Here is a 21,097-nt window from a genome sequence, read left to right as displayed (position 1 = left end):
ATCAATTAAAATTAAAGTGCGCGAACAGCTTGCTTAAATTGTGTTCCACGATCTTCGTAATTTTCAAACATATCAAAACTAGCACATGCCGGTGACAACAAAACGGTATCTCCCTTTTTACCAATTTTGTACGACTGAGCTACTGCTTCTTTTGCAGATTTTGCTTCAAGGATAGTATCCACTACTCCACTGAAAGCTTTAATAATTTTTTTATTGTCTGTTCCCAAACAAATAATTGCTTTCACTTTTGCCTTTACTAAGTCTGTAAGCATTGAATAATCATTACCTTTATCTACACCACCAAGGATAAGAATAACAGGATTATTCATGCTTTCCAATGCATACCAAGTAGAGTTTACATTGGTTGCTTTTGAATCGTTAATAAATTCGATTCCATGAACATTCCCAACCAATTCTAGTCGGTGGTCGATGTTGTGAAAATCAGAAAGACTTTCGCGAATTGTTTCTTTTCTGATGTCTACTAGTTTGCCGGTTACACCTGCAGCCATAGAGTTGTAGATGTTGTGTTTTCCTTGTAATGCTAGTTCTTGAATTGTCATAAATAAGGGATTAGTGTTATTTGTATTTATTATTAATTGATTGTTTTCTTTTAAGTATGCTCCTATTTCCAATTCTTGTTTAATCGATATAGGATATTGTTTTGCTTTTATATTCTTCGTTTTAATCGTATTCATTGTTACTTCATCATCGATGCAATAAATAAAAGCATCTAATTCAGTTTGATTTTGGATGATTCTAAATTTCGAATCGGCATAGTTTTCTAATTTGTAATCATACCTATCTAAATGATCAGGAGTGATGTTCAGAAGAATGGCGATGTCCGCTTTAAATTCAAACATTCCATCTAACTGAAAACTGCTCAACTCCAACACATAAAAATCAAAGTCGTTTTCTGCAACTTGCATGGCGAAACTTTTTCCAACATTGCCAGCAAGACCTACATTCAACCCAGCTTTTTGCATCATGTGATAAGTGAGCAATGTTGTTGTTGTTTTCCCATTGCTTCCTGTGATACAAATCTTTTTAGCGTTTGTATATCTTCCTGCAAATTCGATTTCAGAGATGACAGGGATTCCTTTTTTAACTATAGCTTTAATCAAATCAGCCTTATCAGGAATACCTGGACTTTTCACCACTTCATCTGCATTTAATATCAAGTCTTCCGAATGTTTTTCTTCTTCCCACTTGATTCCATTTTTTGAAAGAACGTCTTTGTACTTATCTTTTAATTTTCCTTTATCAGAAAGAAAAACTTCAAATCCTTTTTTTTGTGCCAGCACAGCTGTACCAACACCACTTTCGCCACCACCAAGTATGACTAACCTTTTCATCTATCTCAACTTGAGTGTTACAATCGTTAACACAGCCAGCATAATTCCAATAATCCAAAAGCGTGAAACAATTTTTGATTCATGCATTCCCAACTTTTGATAATGATGATGAAGCGGTGCCATTTTAAAAAGTCGGTTTTCACGTGCGTACTCAATTCCGAATTTTTTCTTCATCCGTTTGAAGTACGCTACTTGCATCATTACGGAAAGATTTTCCACCAAGAACACACCGCATAAAATTGGAATAAGTAATTCCTTACGAATTGCGATTGCAAACACTGCAATGATTCCACCCAAAGCCAAACTTCCTGTATCACCCATAAATACTTGCGCAGGGAAAGAGTTGTACCACAAGAAACCAACACAGGCTCCAACGAAAGCAGCAATAAAAATTACAAGCTCACCTGAATTTGGGATATACATAATATTCAGGTAGTCGGCAAAAACCGTATTACCAGATACGTATGCGAGGATTCCTAAAACCACACCAATGATGGCTGATGTGCCTGTTGCCAAGCCATCAATTCCGTCAGTAATATTCGCTCCGTTAGATACTGCCGTAACGATGATAATAACAAACGGGATAAAAATAATCCACGCCCATTTTTGGTAACCATCACCTAAGAATGAAAGCACTGAGGAATAATCGAATTCATTATTTTTTACAAAAGGAATGGTTGTTTTCATCGACTTCGTTTCTTCTTCCGAATATCTTGCGATCTGAGTCATTTGTTCCGTTCCATTTACCACTTCGACTCTTGGACCGGATTGAATTTTTTCCTTCACAACCACTTCATCGTTACAGTACAATGTAATTCCCACAATTAAACCAATTCCAATTTGTCCTAAAACCTTAAATTTTCCTGCTAATCCCGCTTTATTTTTCTTAAACACTTTGATATAATCATCTAAAAATCCGATAGCTCCTAACCAAACAGTAGACAACAACATTAAGATGATGTATACATTGTGAAGTTTTGCAAACAATAAAGTAGGAATCACAATTGCTGAAAGAATGATTAAACCACCCATCGTTGGTGTTCCTTTTTTCTCCAACTGACCAGTTAAACCTAAATCGCGAACGGTTTCACCCACTTGCTTTTTATGCAATAAATTGATGATGCGTTTACCAAACACTAAAGAAATTAACAACGAAACAATTAACGCCATTGCTGCGCGGAAGGAGATGTATTGAAATACTCCTGCTCCGGGAACATTAAATTGTTTGTCTAAAAAATCGAATAAATAATAAAACATATCTGATAGTTTTTCTGTTTGTCAATAGCTAAAAATTCTATTTTTCAAATAATTTTAAGTTTTCCTGTAGCACCAACATGTCGTCAAAATCATGTTTCACTCCTTTTATTTCCTGGTATTTCTCATGTCCTTTTCCTGCAACTAAAATGATATCTCCTGGCTTGGCATAAGAGCAAGCTGTTTTTATTGCTTCACTTCTATCTGTTATTGAAATTGTTTTTTTGTTATTCACTGCATCCACACCTTGTTGCATTTGCTTGATGATAGCATCCGGATCTTCACTTCTTGGATTATCAGAAGTAAGGATTACTTTATTACTTAAATCGCAAGCAATTTTTGCCATCATCGGGCGCTTCGCTGCATCTCTATCACCACCGCATCCAACAACAGTAATCACTTGTTCATTTCCTGTGCGGATATCTGCAATTGTTTTCAGCACATTTACCAATGCATCCGGAGTATGGGCATAATCCACAATTCCAATCACACCTTCATTTGTTCTGATGTATTGAAAGCGACCTTCAACAGAAGTAAGCGAACTCAAAGTGGTTAACACATTTGTTTTGTCTTCTTTCAGCAACAGTGCAGTTGCATAAACAGCCAATAAATTGTATGCATTAAAACTTCCGATTAATTTGCTCCACACTTCTTGATTGTCAATATTCAACAGCAAACCACTAAATTGATTTTCTACAACCTTGCATTTATAGTCGGCCATCGAGCGCAGTGAATACGATTTTTTAGTTGCTTTTGTATTCTGCAACATCACATCTCCATTCGCATCATCTTTGTTTGTTAGCGCAAATGCAGCACTTCCCAACAAATCAAAAAAGCGTTTTTTTGCTTTGATGTATTCATCAAATGTTTTATGATAATCCAAATGATCATGCGTAATGTTTGTAAAAACGCCACCAGTAAAGACAATACCTGCAATACGATTTTGGACAACGGCATGCGAACTCACTTCCATAAAACAATGCGTGCATCCTTTGTCTACCATCTGACGAAGCAGTGCATTTAACTGAATAGCATCAGGAGTTGTATGTGTAGAAGAAAGGACATCATTATTGATTTGATTTTTAACAGTAGAAAGTAAACCAACTTTATACCCCAATTTTTTAAACAAATTGAACAACAAGGTTACAGTTGTTGTTTTTCCATTTGTTCCGGTAACACCAACCAATTTTATTTTCTCGGAAGGAGTATCATAAAAGTTGGAAGCAACAATTCCTAATGCAGCAGAAGTATCATTAACTTTTACGTATGTAATCTTTTCATTTATTTCAAAAGGAAGCACTTCGCATAAAATGGCGATGGCACCTTTAGCAATTACATCGTTTATAAAAACGTGTCCGTCATTTTGAGTTCCTTTTACTGCAACAAACAAACTATCCTTCTCAATTTTACGAGAGTCGAAAGTCAATGCAGTAATCGCCACATTGGTAGAACCTACCACTTCAATAATTCCTGCTTTGTATAATATGTCTTTTAACAACTTCATAGTTTAAATCAACTGTAAAACGATTTGTGCTCCTTTAACAAATGGAGTTCCTGCATCAATGGATTGGTTAGCAACTGCTCCACTTCCAATTAATTTCACTCGCATGCCATTGTTCTCTAATAAATACAATACATCCTTTGCTGTCATTCCAACCAAATTGGGAACGATACCACGTTTTAATATTTCTTCGTGATTTTTTACTGACAATGAAATCGATAATGAATCGTTAGAAGAAGCAACCCACTCGGCCGTTTCATCAGCAGTGGTGTTCTTAACTTTCAGTATCGATAATACATTTTCAATATCCGGTTGATATCCGCATTTTACTTTCGGAGCAGTTAAAGCATATTGCGGTTGGATGTAATTAATTTCTTTATGAATTTCCAAACTTGTTGAATACACTTTATCCGCTACATCTTTAAAAACCGGACCGGCAACAGCGCCACCATAATAAGAATCTCCACTTGGAGCACTTACAACAACAATACATGCGTACTTCGGATTGTCAGCAGGGAAATAACCCACAAACGATGCTTGGTAAGTCATTTTACCATTCACCATTCCCATTTGTGCGGTTCCTGTTTTTCCGGCAATTTGATAATCCGCTGCCTTTAAACTTTTTGCTGTTCCGTTCAACACAACACCTTCCATCATTTTTCTTGCTTTTGCAACTGTAGCTTGCGAGCAGATAGCGGGATTGATTACTTCAGGTTCAAACGTCTTAATTGCTTTTCCACGTTTGCGAACTTCTTTCACAAACATTGGGCGCATCATTTTTCCATCATTTGCAATCGCTGCATAAAAATTTAAAATTTGTAATGGTGTAATGCGTGTTTCATAACCATAGCTAATCCATTGCAATGAAATTTGCGACCAGCTTTTATCGTCTGTATTTTTGATGTATGGTTTCCCTTCTCCCGGAATAGGAATGTTCAACGGATCATTCAAATTCATTTTATACAAACGATCAATGTACTTTTGAGGATCTTTTGAATAATATCTCGAAATAATTTTTGTCACTCCAACATTGGATGACAATTCAAAAACTTCCTGCACAGTGATTTTACTTTTTTGAGGAGGATGAGAATCCGCAACACGTTTGTTGCTGTAAAAGCATACACCATCACCGATATCAACTACTTCATTTAAGCTCACATTAAAGTCTTCCATCACTGCCACCAACGAAGGCAACTTAAAGGTTGAACCCGGAACGGTTGCAACACCTACAGCATAATTCAAGTTTTCTACATAGGTAGAATCTTTGGTGCGTTTCAGGTTGGCAATTGCTTTCACTTCACCAGTCTTTATTTCCATCAGCACTAAGCAACCATGATCAGCGCCATGTTTTCTCAATGAATTCATCAAGGAATTTTCAGCAACATCCTGCACATTGATATCGATGGTAGAAACGATATCATTACCATCTTCCGGATCAATTTCATTATCATCGTTAATCGGGCGCCAAACATTTCCGGCAATTTTCTGCATCCAACGCTGACCGCTTTTCCCTTGCAATACGCTATCAAAAGCGACTTCTAAGCCATACGATTTCCCTGTACCATTTTCATTTACTTTACCAATGGTACGTGCAGCTAAAAATTGGAAAGGACGTTCGCGTTTGTTTGTTTGGAGATACACAAAACCGCCACGATTTTTTCCTCTTCTTAGAATCGGAAATTTTTTCATCTTTTGTAAATCGGTGTACGAAACGTTACGATGCAAAACAACCCAGCGGTCGCCACCTTTCCTGGCTCTTGTCAAAAGTTTGCGATATTCTTTATACCCTTTGTCCTTAAATAGATTTGCTAAACAAAGGGAAAGAGAATCAACATTGTCGTAGAAAAATACATCGGAGATAGCATCTGTATTTACATCCATACCCACTTCAAAATACGGGAGTGATGTCGCCAACAAACTTCCATTGGCATCATAGATGTTGCCGCGTACTGCTTCGATATCAAAAAACTTGGTTGAGAATCGTTCGGCTTGAGCTCTCAGCTCTTCTCCTTCAGAAAATTGGATGATAAAAATTTTGGAAATAATAGCGACACCAAAGAGGCATATAAAAAAATATATGAGATATACACGCCACAGTATGTCTTTTTTAACTTCCAACGATTTAATCTATTTTTGAGTTTGTGCTAACTGTTTTTACTAAAATCTTTTTAGGAGGCACCACCGACTCCTTTATTCCTGTGGCTTGTGCAGCCAATGCTTTTGCAACTTCTGTTTGTTTGCTTTTAATTACTAATGAATCTTTTACAACAATGTATTGTGTTCTCAATTCTTTAATTTCATTTGTCAAACGATTCAGTTTTCTAACTTGATCATCATCATAATATCCTTTAGCGATGTAGCAAACAGCGAGAAAGGATAAAAAGAACACAAAAGGCAATTTTTGAATGGTTGCTTCCTGAGAAAGAAAACTCCCACTCACCACATTCGCAACAGAGCGTACTACCTTATTTTCCTTTGCAGGCTTTTCAGATTTTGGCTCTTCTACTTTAGGTTGTTCTTTAAACTTGTTTCCCATTTACTTCTTTTCTGCTATCCTTAATTTTGCACTTCTTGCTCTGCTGTTGATTTCATTTTCCTCTGCTGAAGGCACAATTGGCTTTTTTGTTATTTGCTTAAAAGGCGTCAATTGATTTCCAAAAAAATCTTTCTCCACTTCACCTTCAAACTTTCCGCTTCTCATGATGTTCTTCACTAACCTGTCTTCCAATGAATGGTAAGAGATGACCACCAATCGTCCTCCCGGTTTTAATACTTCTAAGCTTTGTGTAAGAAGTTCCTGAAGAACCTCTAACTCTTTATTCACTTCTATTCGCAACGCCTGAAACACTTGTGCGTAATATTGATTCTCTCTCCCTTTCTTAACACATTTTGTAATCATCACTTTCAAATCATTCACTGTATCGATGTGTTTGTCTTTTCGATTATGAAAAATGATGGATGCCAAATAACCTGCATTGTCTACCTCCCCATACAATTTGAAAATTCGCTTTAACTCATCTTCACTATAAGTATTCAAAACATCAGCAGCCGTTTGTTTAGCATTCTGATCCATTCTCATATCGAGTTTCGCATTAAATCGAATGGAAAAACCTCTTTCTGCTTCATCAAACTGATGGGACGAAACTCCTAAGTCAGCCAGCAAACCATCAATCGGAAGCGCATTGTACATTTTTAAAAAATTTTTCAGATATCTGAAATTTTGTTTAATCAGTACAAATCGTTCATCATCGATTTTGTTTTTCACCGCATCATCATCCTGATCAAAAGCATACAACTTTCCGGTTGTTAAGTGCTTTAGAATTTCGCGTGCGTGACCACCACCACCAAATGTCACATCCACATATATTCCCGCAGGGTTGATGTTTAAACCTTCAATACATTCTTTTAAAAGAACAGGATTATGATACTCCATCTTTGTTGTCGTTGTTAGAAGGGGTGATTCCACCCATTACATCTTCAGCAAGTTTTTCAAAGTTTGCAGTACTGCTATTAATAAATTTCTCGTAACCTTTTTTATCCCAGATTTCGATGCGATCACCCGCTGCGGCCATCACAATATTTTTGTTCATCCCAGCAAATGCCATCATGTCTTTCGAAATCAACAAACGTCCGGATGCATCCAAATCAACCGGCACAACACCGTAATTGAACATGCGAATGAACTCTACATTTTTCTTCACAAACTTGTTCAGCTTGTTTACCTCCTTCACCATTTCATTCCAAGTACCCATTGGATAAAGCTCCAGCGACTTACTAAAAATGCTTCGCTTCACCACAAAACCAGCCTTCAGCTCTTTGGTCAGCTGCTTTTTGAATGCAACAGGAAGCATTACGCGTCCTTTCGCATCAGCATTACATTCATAAACTCCAAATAGGCTATCCATTGCGGTTTTATTCTTTAAGCCGTAAAAATAAAAACAATTTTCCCACTTTTTACCACAATTTACCACTTTGTTGAAAACTTTTCGCTTTTGAACAAAAAAATGCACTGAAAATCGATAAACTTATTGCCAAAATAAATTTGAACAAATGCTCCAAAAAGCCTTTATTTAGAGAGAAAAAAAAATTCTGAAATGAATTTTATCTTTCATTTTTTTGTTGGTGGGAGAAAAAGTCGAGTCTAAGAACTTCTTTAAATCCGACAAAAATGAATTTCGTGCAATTGGAATTGAAAAACTATCTTTACACGTGCTTAAAAAACAAACATATCCGTTAACACCTCAACACCAAAACATCAATATTGATGGGCTTAATCAGCGTTTTAAACACATTTGCATTTTTGATTCAAACGAAGCAGACAACGACAAAAAAAATTTAATTTCCTCCAAAATCGTTGCTATTGGTGCAACTCAAGAGTTTAACTATAAACAATCAAAAAACGCACTCTCCGATTTACAACAGTTTTTTGATCAAAAAAAAGGTTGGTATTTTGGACACTTGAGCTATGATTTAAAAAATGAATTGGAAGACTTAACCTCTGATAATGCAGACAAATTGGGGTTTCCGCTACTCCATTTTTTTTCACCAAAAGTTGTTTTACAGATTGAGAACAAAACGCTTACTGTTTTTTACGATGATGCGTTTGTAACAGAATTAGAAGCGAATGAGATTGTTGATTTTGCATTTCAAGTTGAAACAAGCAAAAAAGCTTCTTCCAACCCTTCAATCAAAATTCAATCAAAAATCACAAAAACGGAATACCTGGATTCGGTGAATAAACTGAAAGAACATATCCGCAAAGGAGACATTTATGAAGTGAATTTTTGTCAAGAATTTTTTGCTGAAAATGCATCCATCGATACCACGAAAATCTATACAAATCTGAATGCCATCTCCGGAGCACCATTTGCCGCCTATTGCAAATTCATCGACCATTATCTCTTATGTGCCAGTCCGGAACGCTTCCTCCAAAAACGAGGCAATAAGCTCATTTCACAGCCTATCAAAGGAACTACGAAACGATCAAACGATGCGACAGAAGATCAACAGTTAAAAATCACTTTACAAAACAACGCCAAAGAAAGAAGTGAAAATGTAATGATTGTCGATTTAGTTCGCAACGATTTTTCACGCATTGCAAAAAAAGGAAGTGTACATGTGGATGAATTATGTGAAATCTACTCGTTTAAACAAGTACATCAAATGATTTCAACCATCAGCTGCGAAATTGCTCCAAATGTAAACTTCACGGAAATAATTAAAAGTTTGTTTCCGATGGGTTCCATGACCGGAGCTCCGAAAATAAGTGCCATGAAACTTATCGAAAAATACGAAAGCACGAAACGAGGATTATATTCCGGTGCAGTTGGGTATATTTCACCCGATGGTGACTTTGATTTTAATGTGGTTATCCGAAGCATTTTATACAATTCAAAAAATAACTACGCATCATTTATGGTTGGAAGCGCAATAACTGACAAAGCAGAAGCAGAAGCAGAATATGAAGAATGTTTGTTGAAGGCGAAGGCGATGTTTGAGGTGCTAACGCCAACGAAATACTAATTTTTACGAAACCTACGAATTACTAATTGGTATAATGTAACTTTGCACAATGCTTAATTCCTTCACTGCCTATATTAAAAAAGAAAAACTGTTTTCAAAAACGGATACTATTCTATTAACCGTAAGTGGAGGAATTGATTCGATTGTAATGTGTGAAGTCTTTCACCAAGCCGGATTAAAATTTGGAATTGCTCATTGCAATTTTCAATTGCGTGGTGAAGAAAGTGATACCGATGAATTATTCGTTGAAGAGCTTGCCGAGAAATATGATGTTCAATTCCATTCTGTTTCCTTCAGCACCGCTGCATACGCTAAGAAGAACAAACTTTCCATTCAATTAGCAGCACGCAAACTCCGATACGATTGGTTTGAAGAAATCAGATCACAATTCGACTACAACTACATTGCCACGGCACACCACCAAGATGATTCGATTGAAACCTTTTTCATCAATTTAATCCGCGGTACAGGCATTGCCGGATTGCATGGTATTCTTCCGAAGCAAAACTCAATTATTCGCCCTCTGCTGTTTACAAACAAAAAAGAGATTGAGCTTTTTGCAAAAAAGAACAAATTAAAATTTAGGGAAGACAGCAGTAATGCTTCCGATAAATATGTCAGAAATAAAATCCGACACCAATTAATTCCGCTTCTAAAAGAGCTTAATCCAAACATCCACCAAACCATTGCTGATGACATTCAACGTTTAAGTGAAACGGAAAAAGTTTATAAAAAAGAAATTACTCATAAACGTTCTAAAATAATCACAGAAGACAAAAATGGAACTCGCATTTCGATTAAAGCGTTAAAAAAATTAAACCCAATTGCACCTTACTTATTCGAGTTTCTATATCCTCTGGGATTTAATTCATCCACTACAGATGAAATCATTGAAAGTTTAAACAAACAATCGGGGAAGCAGTTTTTTTCGGCAACACATCGATTGATTAAGGATAGAGATTTTCTTTTTATAGAATCAAGAAATAAGACCCAAGAATCAAGACAAGTAAAAGAAACCACACATCCCATTACTAAAAGTCAAAAAAAAATAATTTCGGAAGATCTGAAACTAAATTTCAAAAGCGTTTCGAAAACCGCAAACTATTCATTGCATGCCACAAGTGAATCTGCGAATATCGATTTTGACACACTTCAGTTCCCTTTAGAAATTCGAAGATGGGAAAAAGGAGATGTATTTTACCCACTTGGAATGAATCGAAAAAAGAAGCTGAGTGATTTTTTTATCGACAAAAAACTATCGATTCCAGAAAAAGAAAACTGCTGGGTATTGACATCCAACAAGGAGATTGTTTGGGTAATTGGCTATCGACTCGATAACCGATATAAAGTAACCGATACAACAAAAAAAATATATTTTGTAGAACGGGTTTAGTTCTTAACTTTGAAGCACCATGCAAGAGCACATCCTTTTCGAAGAAAAACAATACATCGGCTATAATAAATGGTCGATACTTTGGCGCACCGTTCTCGCCATGTTTTGCTTTGTATTGTATTATTGGAGTGAAAACCCAAAACCGGTGGATGTTGCAATGGTAGCAATACCTTCCTCTCCAGTGGACGAAGACTCCGGTCAATTGTTTTTTTTGATGGGTATTATTTTAATGACGCTTTCATTAATCTTGATTTTTGTTTTACATATCCACACAAAAATTATTGGAAACAGCCTAATATTAGATGGCTTATGGACCTCCAGAAAAGTAAAAATCGACTTATCCAACATTGTGGAAGTAAAGAAAGTCAAATACAGCAAGTATCTTTTAAATCGTCCGGTATACAATCTCCATTTTAAAAATAAAATTCGCTTTTTTACACAAGGGAATGACGCCTTAGAGTTAACCGACAAGGATGGCCTGAAATACCGCATAGGCAGTCAGAAATCAGATGAGTTTTTTAAAATTCTCTCAGATCTGACTTCTAACAATTAAAGAGAAAAGATTTGCACAATTTGTAACGCAATCTTAATTTGCACGTATCAGTATATTGGCTTCTATTTATTTTCTAACAATAAAACGCGCTCGCTATGACAAACACAACCAACTCAACGCCTATTATCGTTGAAAAAGAAAATATCAGCGGATTGAAATTCCCTGATACTGATGTTCTGAATTCAAAAGAAGAAATTAAGAGCCGAACCGCGAATCTGGAAAGAGCTTTGAAATTAGGAAACCTCGAACACAATAAAATCAAAATCATTTTTGAGGATTCGGAAGGCATTAAACAAGTGAACACAACTGTTTGGGGAGTAACCGACAAACGGGTGATTCTTAAGCAAGGTGTTGTGATTCCTATTCACCGCATACATGAAGTAAACGCCTAATGAATTGATTCCTAAACTTTTTTAACACTATTTGGCTATCAATTACTAATAATATTTTGAAAATAGCCCCGATGTTTCGGGGCTATTTTTTTATCTTTACATCAGTCAAATAAAAAGCACTTTAAATTCTACTCATGAAAAATATTTTTAGATTTTTTCTTTTGCTCACCGGTGTTCTCCTTTTTAACGCAACGACAGCGCAAGTTGTAGACCCCGTTAAATGGAAGTTATCCAGCAAAAAAATCAGTGATTGTGAATATGAAATTCAGTTCACCGGAACCATGGAAGAACATTGGCATGTTTATTCCCTTAACCAAAGTGGAAATGATGGACCGATGCCTGCAAATATTTTTGTTGACAAAAGCAACGACTATGAAGCCATTGGAAAGCCAACGGAAGGAACACCCATCAAAGCAATGGATAAAGTATTTGAAATGGAAGTTCTTTATTTTGAAAAAACTGTAACGTTCAAACAAAAAATAAGATTAAAAGCGAATAAAGAAGTTGTCGTAAAAGGGAAATACGAATACCAGGCCTGCACAGAAGAAAAATGCATTTTCCCACCGGCAACCCCCTTCGAATTTAAATTTAAAGGAACAGCAGAATGTGAAAAAGGCGGAGTTAAATTGGTTCCTGTAGAAACCAACGGAACAAATACACCCTTTGTGATTGATTCCGAAGCTGTAGTAAAAGCATTTACAAATAAGAGCAACACCTCTACTGAAGTAAAAGAAATTAAATCAGAAGTTCCGGTCACAACAACTGCACAAACAACAACTTTAAAAACGGAAGTAGATGACACCTCATTAGAAGGAAAGCCGTGGTGGTCGATTTTATTAACCGGTTTTTTATGGGGATTTGCAGCATTGTTTACTCCTTGTGTTTTCCCTTTAATTCCAATGAACGTAAGTTTCTTCTTAAAACGCAGTAAGACCAAAGCGAAAGGTAAATTAAATGCGGTATTGTATGCATTATCGATTATTGTGATTTTCGTTTCGCTGGGATTAGGAATCTCTGCAATATGGGGAGGTGGTGCATTGAATACCTTTGCAACCAGTGCCGGATTTAACTTCGTCATTTTTATTTTATTACTTGTATTTGCAGCCTCCTTTCTGGGTGCTTTTGAAATTGTTTTGCCTTCCGCATTCGTAAATAAAATTGATGCGCAAGGCGACAGAGGTGGTTTTGCCGGCATCTTTTTTATGGCATTGGCCTTAGTGGTGGTTTCCTTCTCCTGCACCGGCCCGATGGTTGGAAATGCATTGGTGGCTGCTTCAACATCCGGAAATACATCCGGTGCTTTCTGGGCCATGTTTGGATTCTCATCCGGATTAGCACTTCCATTTGGCTTATTTGCTTTCTTCCCTTCCATGCTAAACTCCATGCCGAAAAGTGGCGGTTGGTTAAACACTGTTAAAGTAGTGCTAGGATTTTTAGAATTAGCACTTGCATTAAAATTTGCATCCAACGTTGATGTTGCTTACAATTGGGGAATATTAACACGTGAAGTTTTTATTTCACTTTGGGTAGTCATTTTCGGATTAATGACCATCTATTTGTTGGGCGGATTTAAAACATCTCACGACAGTGATACCAAACACCTTTCTGTTACACGCTTGTTCTTCATCATTCTTTCGTTTTTTGTAACGATTTATTTAATTCCGGGATTATGGGGTGCTCCATTAAAATTGTTCAGTGGTGTTTTACCTGCATATGAAAATTCTGAATCGCCAAATGGTTTTGGTGGCTCAAGCGCAACAAGCAATGCGCATGTAAGTAACATCGATCCGGAGTTCGCACCATTTATTCATACCAGCAAAAATGGAATTGTACATTTCAAGAACGATTACAAAAATGCGTTGGCCTATGCAAAAAAAGTTGGAAAGCCTTTAATGATTGACTTTACAGGATTTCAATGTGCCAACTGCAGAAAAACGGAAGACTTTATTTGGCCCGATGCGGAAGTAACCAAACGACTGAATAATAATGTCGTGCTTGTGTCTTTATATGTAGACGACAAAACCGAATTAGACCCAAAAGATTACATGAAAGTATTTTGGTTCGGACAAGAAAGAGAAATTACCACTATTGGAGATAAGTTTAAATACATGGAAGAAACACTTTATAAACAAAGCACTCAGCCCTTGTATGTTTTAATCGACCATAACGAACAATTACTAGCCAATCCGAGAGGTTATAAATCCGGAATACCGGAATACATCAATTGGATGGATGAAGGAATCAACGAATTTAAAAAGCGCAGTACCAAATAACGAAAAACTCCCGAAATAACCTTTCGGGAGTTTTTTGTTTATGATTTATCTCAAGATTAGGCTTGTTGAACGATTTTGGCTTTTAATTCCAACCTTTATTCTCTATATTTGTTTATCAAACAACAACTATGAGCATAAAAAAAATTACCATCATCTGTATCATTATCGGATTAGCAATCGGGTTTAAATTTATGAACTCTGCTGCATCTAAAAACCCGGTTAAAAAATTTCACACACAATCACAATTGGATGCCTACAATGGAATTGCAACAAGAGCACCTATTGAACCCGGAGAATATTTTTTGCCATCCACCAGCTGCAGAGGCTGTCATGGATATGATTCGGCTCAAGTAGCAAACATTAACGAAGCGGGAGAAGATGTCAATTTAGTTGATCGTTGGGAAAGCTCTATGATGGCATTATCTTCAAAAGATCCATTTTGGAAAGCAAAAGTATCACATGAAATAACTGTTAATCCTGCGCATGCAGGCCCTCTACAAAATAAATGTTTGGATTGCCATGCCCCAATGGGTGCATTCACCTCTAAGTTTCATGGAGAACCATTTTATTCACTTACCGATTTAGCAACTGACTCATTAGGTATGGATGGCGTATCCTGCATGAGCTGTCATACCATCAAACCAACAGTTGGATTTACGTTTTCTGGTAACATTCCTTATGATACCAGTTTAAGTGTTTACGGTCCTTTCGTTGCACCCTTTGTTGCTCCCATGCAATTGTATGAAGGTTTAACTCCTACCTATAGTTCACACATGGATGAATCCAGAGTTTGTTCCGCTTGTCATACACTGATTACTGAATCTGTTGACTTAGCAGGTGCATTTACCGGAGGGCATTTTGTGGAGCAAGCAACGTATCATGAGTATGTTAATTCCGATTATCCATCTACCAATGTGAAGTGCCAAACATGTCACATGCCTCCTGTGAATGAATATATTATTATTGCCAATGGATTTACCGGTTTAACACCACGCACGCCCTTTAATCAACACACATTTGCGGGAGCCAATTTATTTATGTTGAACTTGATTAAAAACAACAAAACAGCGTTAGGCATCACGGTTCCTTTCAAGAGTTTTGATTCGACCATTGTTGCAACAACAGCGATGCTTCAAGAAAAATCGTTGGACTTTGATTTACAGTTAGTGAGTACAACCTCTGACACTGCTTATTTCAAAGTCATGTTAAAAAATAAAGCCGGACATAAATTTCCATCCGGTTATCCATCACGCAGAGCTGTTTTGCAATTTGTTGTGATTGACGGAGCCGGAGACACGATTTTCCAAACCGGTATTTTTAATAATCAATACCGAGTTATCGGAGAAAATTCAAATTTCGAAGGACATCACGATGTAATTAATCAATCGCATGTTCCACAAATTTACGAATTGGTTCCGGGTGATGTGGGAGGCAACTTCACTTCCGTTTTGGAACGAGCGGCCATTCTATTAAAAGACAACCGAATTCCACCATTAGGATTTACAACTGCATCGGCTGTTTACGACACTGTTAAAATTTCGAATGATGCGCTTGCAGATGCCGATTTTAACAAAGTGGCTTCTGTTGAAGGAAGCGGTGTGGATTGGGTTCACTTTGCTGTTCCATTGGCCGGAGCAGTTGGAAACATTGATATTAAATCCAAAGTATATTTCCAATCCGTTCCACCAAAATGGGTTGATCACATGTTCACTTATTCAACAGCAGAAATCAACACCTTTGAAACCATGTACAACAGTGCCGATCAAAGTCCGATTTTAGTAGCACAAGACAGCATCAACAATGTGTTAATCCCAACAGGAATTGAAACCTATTCATCCAACGAGTTGGTAAAAGCATGGCCTACGATTTCGATGGATGGCAAAGTTTACATCTCTTCGGAGTATGGAACACTTATCAAATCTGTCGAAGTATTCAATGCTGAAGGTAAATTGCAAGCGCAACATCAAAATTTAGGGTTTCAACCAAGCATGAGCCTATATTTACCGCAAGCTTCGGGCATTTATTATCTGAGAATCGCCACCGGAAACAAAATAATCTTCAAAAAAGTTGTAAAATCCTAAGATATTTCTTTACTTTATTCATCTCTAAACTAAATAATTAAATAAAATCAAAACAGTAATCATGGTAAAAACTACTTTCCACAAGTCGTTAGTTTTAGCTTCAGCGTGTTTATTAGGTGCAATTAGTGCCAATGCGCAGTTTTCTTTTACTAACTCCAACAGCTTAATTTCAAATTTAACCCGAAGCGGTTGTGCTATTTCGGTTGTTGATATTAACAACGATGGTCTTGATGACATCGTTAAAATGGATCAATCCGATGTATTGGTGATTGATTTACAAAATGCTAACGGTACATTTACAAACTATGATTTAGGAACCATTACCGGTGGAACAAACGTATGGGGAATGGCCCTAGCCGATGTAGATCACAATGGATGGAAAGATGTGGCTACCGGTGTGAACGGAACCATGTATTTAGTAAAACTTTTCTGGTCAGGAAGTACCATCACAAAAACGCAAACTACATTATCCGGCTCTTACTTCGTTCAAAACATCACCTTTGGTGATATCGATAACGATGGCTGGGTTGACTTAGCCGTTTGTGATGACAATGACTACATGAAAGTTTATAAAAATAATGCAGGTACAATGTCATTAACAACCTCTTTAATCAATACCGAAATTAATCCGGGAATGACTTATAGTGGCGACCCTTACGATTCAGGAAACTACGGAAGTGTTTGGTTGGATTTTGATAACGATGGTGATTTGGATTTATACATTGCACATTGTCGTCAATCTGCTTCTAGCTCTTCTGACCAACGTAGAAGAGATCGTTTGTTTGTAAACAACGGAAGTAATGTATATACTGAGCAAGCAGCAACTTATGGAATTGAGGTTTCCAATTTCAAACAAACCTGGACAACCAGCTTTGGTGATTTGGATAACGATGGCGACTTTGATATCGTGATGACCAATCATGGTGAAAACGGACAAATTTTAAAAAATGACGGTTCCGGACATTTTACAGATGTTACAGCATCAACAGGATGGGTAACATCAATCGATCCGATTGAATCCGTTGTTGAAGATTTTGACAACGATGGATATTTAGACATTATGATTTCCGGGTCACAATGGTATATGTGGCACAACAACGGAGACATGACATTTACGCCAGTAACTGGTGTGCTTCCAAACTTAGGAGGTTTATTATCTTTTGCAACAGGTGATTTGAATCACGATGGCTTTATCGATTTACAAACATCTTATGGAAATATTTATAACTCACCTTCAACTGTTGATGATGACGTTTTATATTTAAACAACAAAAATGGTAATCACTACATCACCTTTAACTTAACAGGTACTGCTAGTAACCACGATGCTATTGGTGCTCGTGTAACCATTACCGGTTCTTTCGGAACACAAATTCGTGAAGTTAGAGCAGGTGAAACGTATGGAACTGCCAACTCAATGCAATTGCATTTTGGTTTAGGTTCTGCTACAACCATTACTTCTGCTGTCATCGACTGGCCAGCAGGAGGAACAACAACATTAGGCCCTTTATCTGCTGATCAATTTGTAACTGTTGTGGAAAGCGGTTGCACAATTACAGGAAACGTAATTCCGGGACCTTATGCATTTTGTACTGCAGGTTCTGTAACATTAACAGCTCCGGCTGGTTATACTTCTTACTTATGGTCAAATGGTGCAACAACAAGCTCTATTGTTGTTAGTACAACAGGAACATACAATGTTAAAGTAACGAATGCTGCTGGTTGCACCAACATTTCTCCAAATGTTACGACTGTGTTAAACCCGAACGAAACACCAACTGTTACATCATCTGGTGCAAATTCATGTGCAGGAACATTGACATTAACCAGTACTCCTGCTTCAGCATATAGCTGGACCGGACCATCTGGATTTACTGCAACAACACAAGCGATTAACCCGACTACCTCAGGAACTTATTCTTTAACAACAACAGGATTGTGTCAAAACTGGACATCTGCTCCTACAGTTGTTTCTGTATTAGCAGCTCCTAGCCCAACAGGAACAGGCGCTGCAGGTCCTGGCCCGGCTTCTTTCAACATTTCTGCGGCAGGATCAGGTGGAACATTAAATTGGTATACAGCTTCAACAGGTGGTGCTCCACTTGCAACAGGTGCTAGTTACACCACTCCTACAATCAGTACAACAACAACTTACTATGTGGATGAAACAACTAACTACCCAGGAACATTAAACAACGGTGGTAGAACAAACGGTTCAGGTTCAACAACAAGTACCGTGAATGGCGGACTTGATTTTGATGTGCTTGCACCATGTACCTTGGTTTCAGTTAAAGTATACGCTACAACAACCGGACCTCGCACAATTCAATTGAGAGACAACACAGGAACAATCCTTAATACGATGACCACTGGAAGTCTTCCTATTGACTCATCTGTAGTAACATTAAACTTCCCATTAACACCGGGTGTTGCATACCGATTAACACAACCAAGTACTCCTTCTTTAAAAAGAAATACGGTAGGGGTAACTTATCCTTATACAACTGCAGGGTTAGTGAATATTACAAATGGCTGGACAGGCTCTGCTACTAGTAGTTCTGCATATTACTACTACTACGATTGGAAAATCCAAACTCCAAACTTAGATTGTACAAGCCCACGCGTTCCTGTTACTGCAACTGTAACAACTCTGACTGGCATAAATGCATTGTCAGCAAACAATGGTGTTGCAATTTATCCAAATCCTGCAAGCACTTTTGTAAATGTAGAATTCGGTTACAACATGAATTCATTAACTGTGGTAGAAGTAACGGATGTGACAGGAAGATTAGTAAAAACACATAGCATTTCAAACCCTTCACAAGGACAAATTGTAAGTGTGGATGTGGCTGATTTAAATGCTGGTTCTTACTTCATCACCATTAAAAATGACACACAAAAATTAGTTCAGAAATTGGTTTTGACGAAATAAGCGAATTTCAAAAAGAATAAAAAAGCTCCGAGTGATTCACTCGGAGCTTTTATTTTCACTATTGCTGCTGTATTCTAAACAATTAGAGCTTCTTGGGGTTTGTAATTGTATATAGGAACGTTCTCATGGGATTTTATCAATTAAAAGCAATACAAAAAATACCAGCCTCTATTCCGGAAGTATGGGATTTCATTTCTTCCCCAACCAATTTAAAAGAGATTACACCTCCACACATGGGGTTTACTGTTACCAATAACACCGGCAGCGGGAAAATGTATCCAGGTATGATCATTACTTATAAGGTCAGTCCGATTTTAGGAGTTAAATTAAACTGGATGACTGAAATAACACATGTAAAAGACAATGAATACTTTGTTGATGAACAGCGCATCGGGCCATATAAAATGTGGCATCACCAGCACAAAATTGAACCCATTGAAGGTGGTGTGCTAATGACAGATATTGTAAACTACCAACCACCCTTTGGTTTTCTAGGTTCCATTGCAAATACGATGATTATAAAAAAACAATTGAAAGAAATATTTGACTACCGAACCATCGCCATTGAAAAGCGTTTTGGAAAAATGAACTAATATGAAAAAAATCATTTTATTAATTATGTGCATTTTGTTTACACTCACGATTGGAGCTGTATCAGGAATTGCCACATCCGACAGCATAACCGGATGGTATACAACAATAAACAAGCCCTTCTTCAATCCACCGAATTATCTATTTGGTCCGGTTTGGACGGCCTTGTATATTTTAATGGGCATTTCTTTTTATATGATCTTAAATGAAAAGCAACATGTACATAGACAGAAGGCAATTATTATCTTCTTGATTCAACTGTTTTTAAATTTTTTATGGAGTTTTTTGTTTTTCAAATATCACCTATTAGGAATTGCATTACTCGAAATCCTGATGATTTGGATGAGCATTCTTTTTATGATTTTGATTTTCTATAAAATAAATAAAACAGCAGCTTTATTACAACTACCTTATTTGCTTTGGGTGAGTTTTGCCTCTCTCTTGAATGGAGCCATTTGGTGGCTAAACTAACATAAAAAAAGCCCCTCGATTACTCAAGGGCTTTCATTTAAAAATATTATTTCTTAATCATCTGTTGGCTCTGCAGCCTTCACAAATCCAGCTTTTTTCGGTTTAATTTTTTTGATAAAAAGTACGTTAATCAATTCGCTTTCCATTGTTAAAAGCGGACTCGACATTCCGTTAGTAATTATCAATGGCACATTTTCATAACGTGATTTTTTCTTGATTTGTTCAAATGAACCATCTTCTAATTTTATATACATCGCTGTAATTTGTCCGCCTTTCACGTCACATTTCCCATTGTAACATTCAGCATCAGAACCATTACGGATAGAGATAATCACATCGGCATAACTACCATCTGCAACATCTTCGGCACCTCTGTCCTGAAATTTCTGAGCCCATTTTGTATAACAATTGTTGTCATCTGCTGTAGGTTTGGTTGTTTGAGCCTGAGAAACAACAAAAGCCATTATTAAGGTAAGAGTAGTAAAGATTTTTTTCATATGTATAGCAATTAGTATAGGGTAAATATATAAATTCCTTCCAATAATTTCAAATGTTATGCCAAAAGACTTAATTTTATGTTTTGAAAACAAATTGAACCATGAGCAAATCATTGATTGAGAACAACCTGAACGAGGCCCAAAAGGTATTGCAGCAGTTTATAGGAGAGCCAAAAAATATTGAGGCGATTGAAGCTGCCGGAAAACTACTTTCCGATGCATTTAAAAAGGGGAATAAAGTCATTTCATGCGGGAATGGTGGTTCGATGTGTGATGCTATGCAT

Annotated in this window: 18 protein-coding genes; 10 read left to right on the top strand and 8 right to left on the bottom strand. The window is 36.9% G+C overall.

Features of this window, described 5'->3' with window-relative positions:
- Positions 1 to 11: 11 nt before the first annotated feature.
- Genes murD through IPP64_13100 form a run of 7 tightly spaced genes read right to left on the bottom strand, consistent with a single transcriptional unit; the run spans position 12 to position 8,012 of the window.
- Positions 12 to 1,352 carry a UDP-N-acetylmuramoyl-L-alanine--D-glutamate ligase gene (murD, locus tag IPP64_13130; protein MBL0330332.1) on the bottom strand — a complete coding sequence of 447 codons (1,341 nt, stop codon included), beginning with the start codon at positions 1,350 to 1,352 and terminating at the stop codon, positions 12 to 14.
- Positions 1,353 to 2,609, bottom strand: coding sequence for a phospho-N-acetylmuramoyl-pentapeptide-transferase (locus IPP64_13125; GenBank protein ID MBL0330331.1), 1,257 nt, complete (start codon positions 2,607 to 2,609; stop codon positions 1,353 to 1,355). It abuts the gene before it with no gap.
- A 37-nt stretch (positions 2,610 to 2,646) separates the two neighbouring features.
- The gene (locus IPP64_13120; GenBank protein ID MBL0330330.1) at positions 2,647 to 4,110 is read right to left on the bottom strand and encodes a UDP-N-acetylmuramoyl-L-alanyl-D-glutamate--2,6-diaminopimelate ligase; all 1,464 of its coding nucleotides are present in this window, start codon (positions 4,108 to 4,110) and stop codon (positions 2,647 to 2,649) included.
- A 3-nt stretch (positions 4,111 to 4,113) separates the two neighbouring features.
- Positions 4,114 to 6,225 carry a transpeptidase family protein gene (locus IPP64_13115; protein MBL0330329.1) on the bottom strand — a complete coding sequence of 704 codons (2,112 nt, stop codon included), beginning with the start codon at positions 6,223 to 6,225 and terminating at the stop codon, positions 4,114 to 4,116.
- Between the two features lie 4 nt (positions 6,226 to 6,229).
- A complete protein-coding gene (locus tag IPP64_13110) occupies positions 6,230 to 6,643 on the bottom strand; it encodes a hypothetical protein (protein MBL0330328.1) in 414 nt (137 codons plus the stop codon).
- Entirely contained in the window at positions 6,644 to 7,540 is an 897-nt protein-coding gene (gene rsmH, locus IPP64_13105) for a 16S rRNA (cytosine(1402)-N(4))-methyltransferase RsmH (GenBank protein MBL0330327.1), read from the bottom strand. It lies immediately after the preceding gene.
- Entirely contained in the window at positions 7,527 to 8,012 is a 486-nt protein-coding gene (locus tag IPP64_13100; protein ID MBL0330326.1) for a division/cell wall cluster transcriptional repressor MraZ, read from the bottom strand. The genes rsmH and IPP64_13100 overlap by 14 nt, the downstream gene beginning before the upstream one ends.
- 304 nt (positions 8,013 to 8,316) lie before the next feature.
- Between IPP64_13100 and IPP64_13095 the strand changes: the two genes are divergently transcribed.
- The 9 genes from IPP64_13095 (at position 8,317) to IPP64_13055 (ending at position 20,316) form a co-directional block, all read left to right on the top strand.
- Positions 8,317 to 9,630 carry an anthranilate synthase component I family protein gene (locus IPP64_13095; protein ID MBL0330325.1) on the top strand — a complete coding sequence of 438 codons (1,314 nt, stop codon included), beginning with the start codon at positions 8,317 to 8,319 and terminating at the stop codon, positions 9,628 to 9,630.
- A gap of 49 nt (positions 9,631 to 9,679) precedes the next feature.
- Complete coding sequence (gene tilS, locus IPP64_13090) at positions 9,680 to 11,023, top strand: tRNA lysidine(34) synthetase TilS (GenBank protein MBL0330324.1); 1,344 nt, start codon at positions 9,680 to 9,682, stop codon at positions 11,021 to 11,023.
- A gap of 19 nt (positions 11,024 to 11,042) precedes the next feature.
- Positions 11,043 to 11,576, top strand: a complete 534-nt coding sequence (locus IPP64_13085) for a hypothetical protein (protein ID MBL0330323.1) — start codon at positions 11,043 to 11,045, stop codon at positions 11,574 to 11,576.
- Between the two features lie 95 nt (positions 11,577 to 11,671).
- Positions 11,672 to 11,968 (top strand): hypothetical protein, encoded by a 297-nt coding sequence (locus IPP64_13080; GenBank protein ID MBL0330322.1) that lies wholly within the window; start codon positions 11,672 to 11,674, stop codon positions 11,966 to 11,968.
- Between the two features lie 134 nt (positions 11,969 to 12,102).
- Positions 12,103 to 14,241, top strand: a complete 2,139-nt coding sequence (locus IPP64_13075; protein MBL0330321.1) for a thioredoxin family protein — start codon at positions 12,103 to 12,105, stop codon at positions 14,239 to 14,241.
- 128 nt (positions 14,242 to 14,369) lie between these two features.
- Positions 14,370 to 16,322 carry a T9SS type A sorting domain-containing protein gene (locus tag IPP64_13070; GenBank protein ID MBL0330320.1) on the top strand — a complete coding sequence of 651 codons (1,953 nt, stop codon included), beginning with the start codon at positions 14,370 to 14,372 and terminating at the stop codon, positions 16,320 to 16,322.
- A gap of 61 nt (positions 16,323 to 16,383) precedes the next feature.
- Positions 16,384 to 19,254, top strand: a complete 2,871-nt coding sequence (locus IPP64_13065) for a VCBS repeat-containing protein (GenBank protein ID MBL0330319.1) — start codon at positions 16,384 to 16,386, stop codon at positions 19,252 to 19,254.
- A 125-nt stretch (positions 19,255 to 19,379) separates the two neighbouring features.
- On the top strand, positions 19,380 to 19,847 hold the full coding sequence (locus IPP64_13060; protein ID MBL0330318.1) for an SRPBCC family protein: 468 nt from the start codon (positions 19,380 to 19,382) through the stop codon (positions 19,845 to 19,847).
- 1 nt (position 19,848) lies between these two features.
- Complete coding sequence (locus IPP64_13055) at positions 19,849 to 20,316, top strand: tryptophan-rich sensory protein (protein ID MBL0330317.1); 468 nt, start codon at positions 19,849 to 19,851, stop codon at positions 20,314 to 20,316.
- A gap of 53 nt (positions 20,317 to 20,369) precedes the next feature.
- On the opposite strand, the gene IPP64_13050 is transcribed toward IPP64_13055, so the two are convergent.
- The gene (locus IPP64_13050) at positions 20,370 to 20,813 is read right to left on the bottom strand and encodes a hypothetical protein (GenBank protein ID MBL0330316.1); all 444 of its coding nucleotides are present in this window, start codon (positions 20,811 to 20,813) and stop codon (positions 20,370 to 20,372) included.
- Positions 20,814 to 20,914: 101 nt separating this feature from the next.
- Between IPP64_13050 and IPP64_13045 the strand changes: the two genes are divergently transcribed.
- The coding region (locus IPP64_13045; protein ID MBL0330315.1) for an SIS domain-containing protein at positions 20,915 to 21,097 on the top strand (183 nt) is incomplete at its 3' end.

The sequence above is a fragment of the Bacteroidota bacterium genome (assembly GCA_016722565.1).
Classification (GTDB): domain Bacteria; phylum Bacteroidota; class Bacteroidia; order 2-12-FULL-35-15; family 2-12-FULL-35-15; genus 2-12-FULL-35-15.
Note: the sequence above shows the minus strand (reverse complement) of the source record. Positions and strands in the feature narration are given on the sequence as shown.

What these genes read in the sequence shown, in the direction of transcription:
- murD (MBL0330332.1), bottom strand. Translation starts at nt 1,352, where the DNA reads ATGAAAAGGTTAGTCATACTTGGTGGTGGCGAAAGTGGTGTTGGTACA.
- IPP64_13125 (MBL0330331.1), bottom strand. Translation starts at nt 2,609, where the DNA reads ATGTTTTATTATTTATTCGATTTTTTAGACAAACAATTTAATGTTCCC.
- IPP64_13120 (MBL0330330.1), bottom strand. Translation starts at nt 4,110, where the DNA reads ATGAAGTTGTTAAAAGACATATTATACAAAGCAGGAATTATTGAAGTG.
- IPP64_13110 (MBL0330328.1), bottom strand. Translation starts at nt 6,643, where the DNA reads ATGGGAAACAAGTTTAAAGAACAACCTAAAGTAGAAGAGCCAAAATCT.
- rsmH (MBL0330327.1), bottom strand. Translation starts at nt 7,540, where the DNA reads ATGGAGTATCATAATCCTGTTCTTTTAAAAGAATGTATTGAAGGTTTA.
- IPP64_13100 (MBL0330326.1), bottom strand. Translation starts at nt 8,012, where the DNA reads ATGGATAGCCTATTTGGAGTTTATGAATGTAATGCTGATGCGAAAGGA.
- tilS (MBL0330324.1), top strand. Translation starts at nt 9,680, where the DNA reads ATGCTTAATTCCTTCACTGCCTATATTAAAAAAGAAAAACTGTTTTCA.
- IPP64_13085 (MBL0330323.1), top strand. Translation starts at nt 11,043, where the DNA reads ATGCAAGAGCACATCCTTTTCGAAGAAAAACAATACATCGGCTATAAT.
- IPP64_13080 (MBL0330322.1), top strand. Translation starts at nt 11,672, where the DNA reads ATGACAAACACAACCAACTCAACGCCTATTATCGTTGAAAAAGAAAAT.
- IPP64_13075 (MBL0330321.1), top strand. Translation starts at nt 12,103, where the DNA reads ATGAAAAATATTTTTAGATTTTTTCTTTTGCTCACCGGTGTTCTCCTT.
- IPP64_13070 (MBL0330320.1), top strand. Translation starts at nt 14,370, where the DNA reads ATGAGCATAAAAAAAATTACCATCATCTGTATCATTATCGGATTAGCA.
- IPP64_13065 (MBL0330319.1), top strand. Translation starts at nt 16,384, where the DNA reads ATGGTAAAAACTACTTTCCACAAGTCGTTAGTTTTAGCTTCAGCGTGT.
- IPP64_13060 (MBL0330318.1), top strand. Translation starts at nt 19,380, where the DNA reads ATGGGATTTTATCAATTAAAAGCAATACAAAAAATACCAGCCTCTATT.
- IPP64_13055 (MBL0330317.1), top strand. Translation starts at nt 19,849, where the DNA reads ATGAAAAAAATCATTTTATTAATTATGTGCATTTTGTTTACACTCACG.
- IPP64_13050 (MBL0330316.1), bottom strand. Translation starts at nt 20,813, where the DNA reads ATGAAAAAAATCTTTACTACTCTTACCTTAATAATGGCTTTTGTTGTT.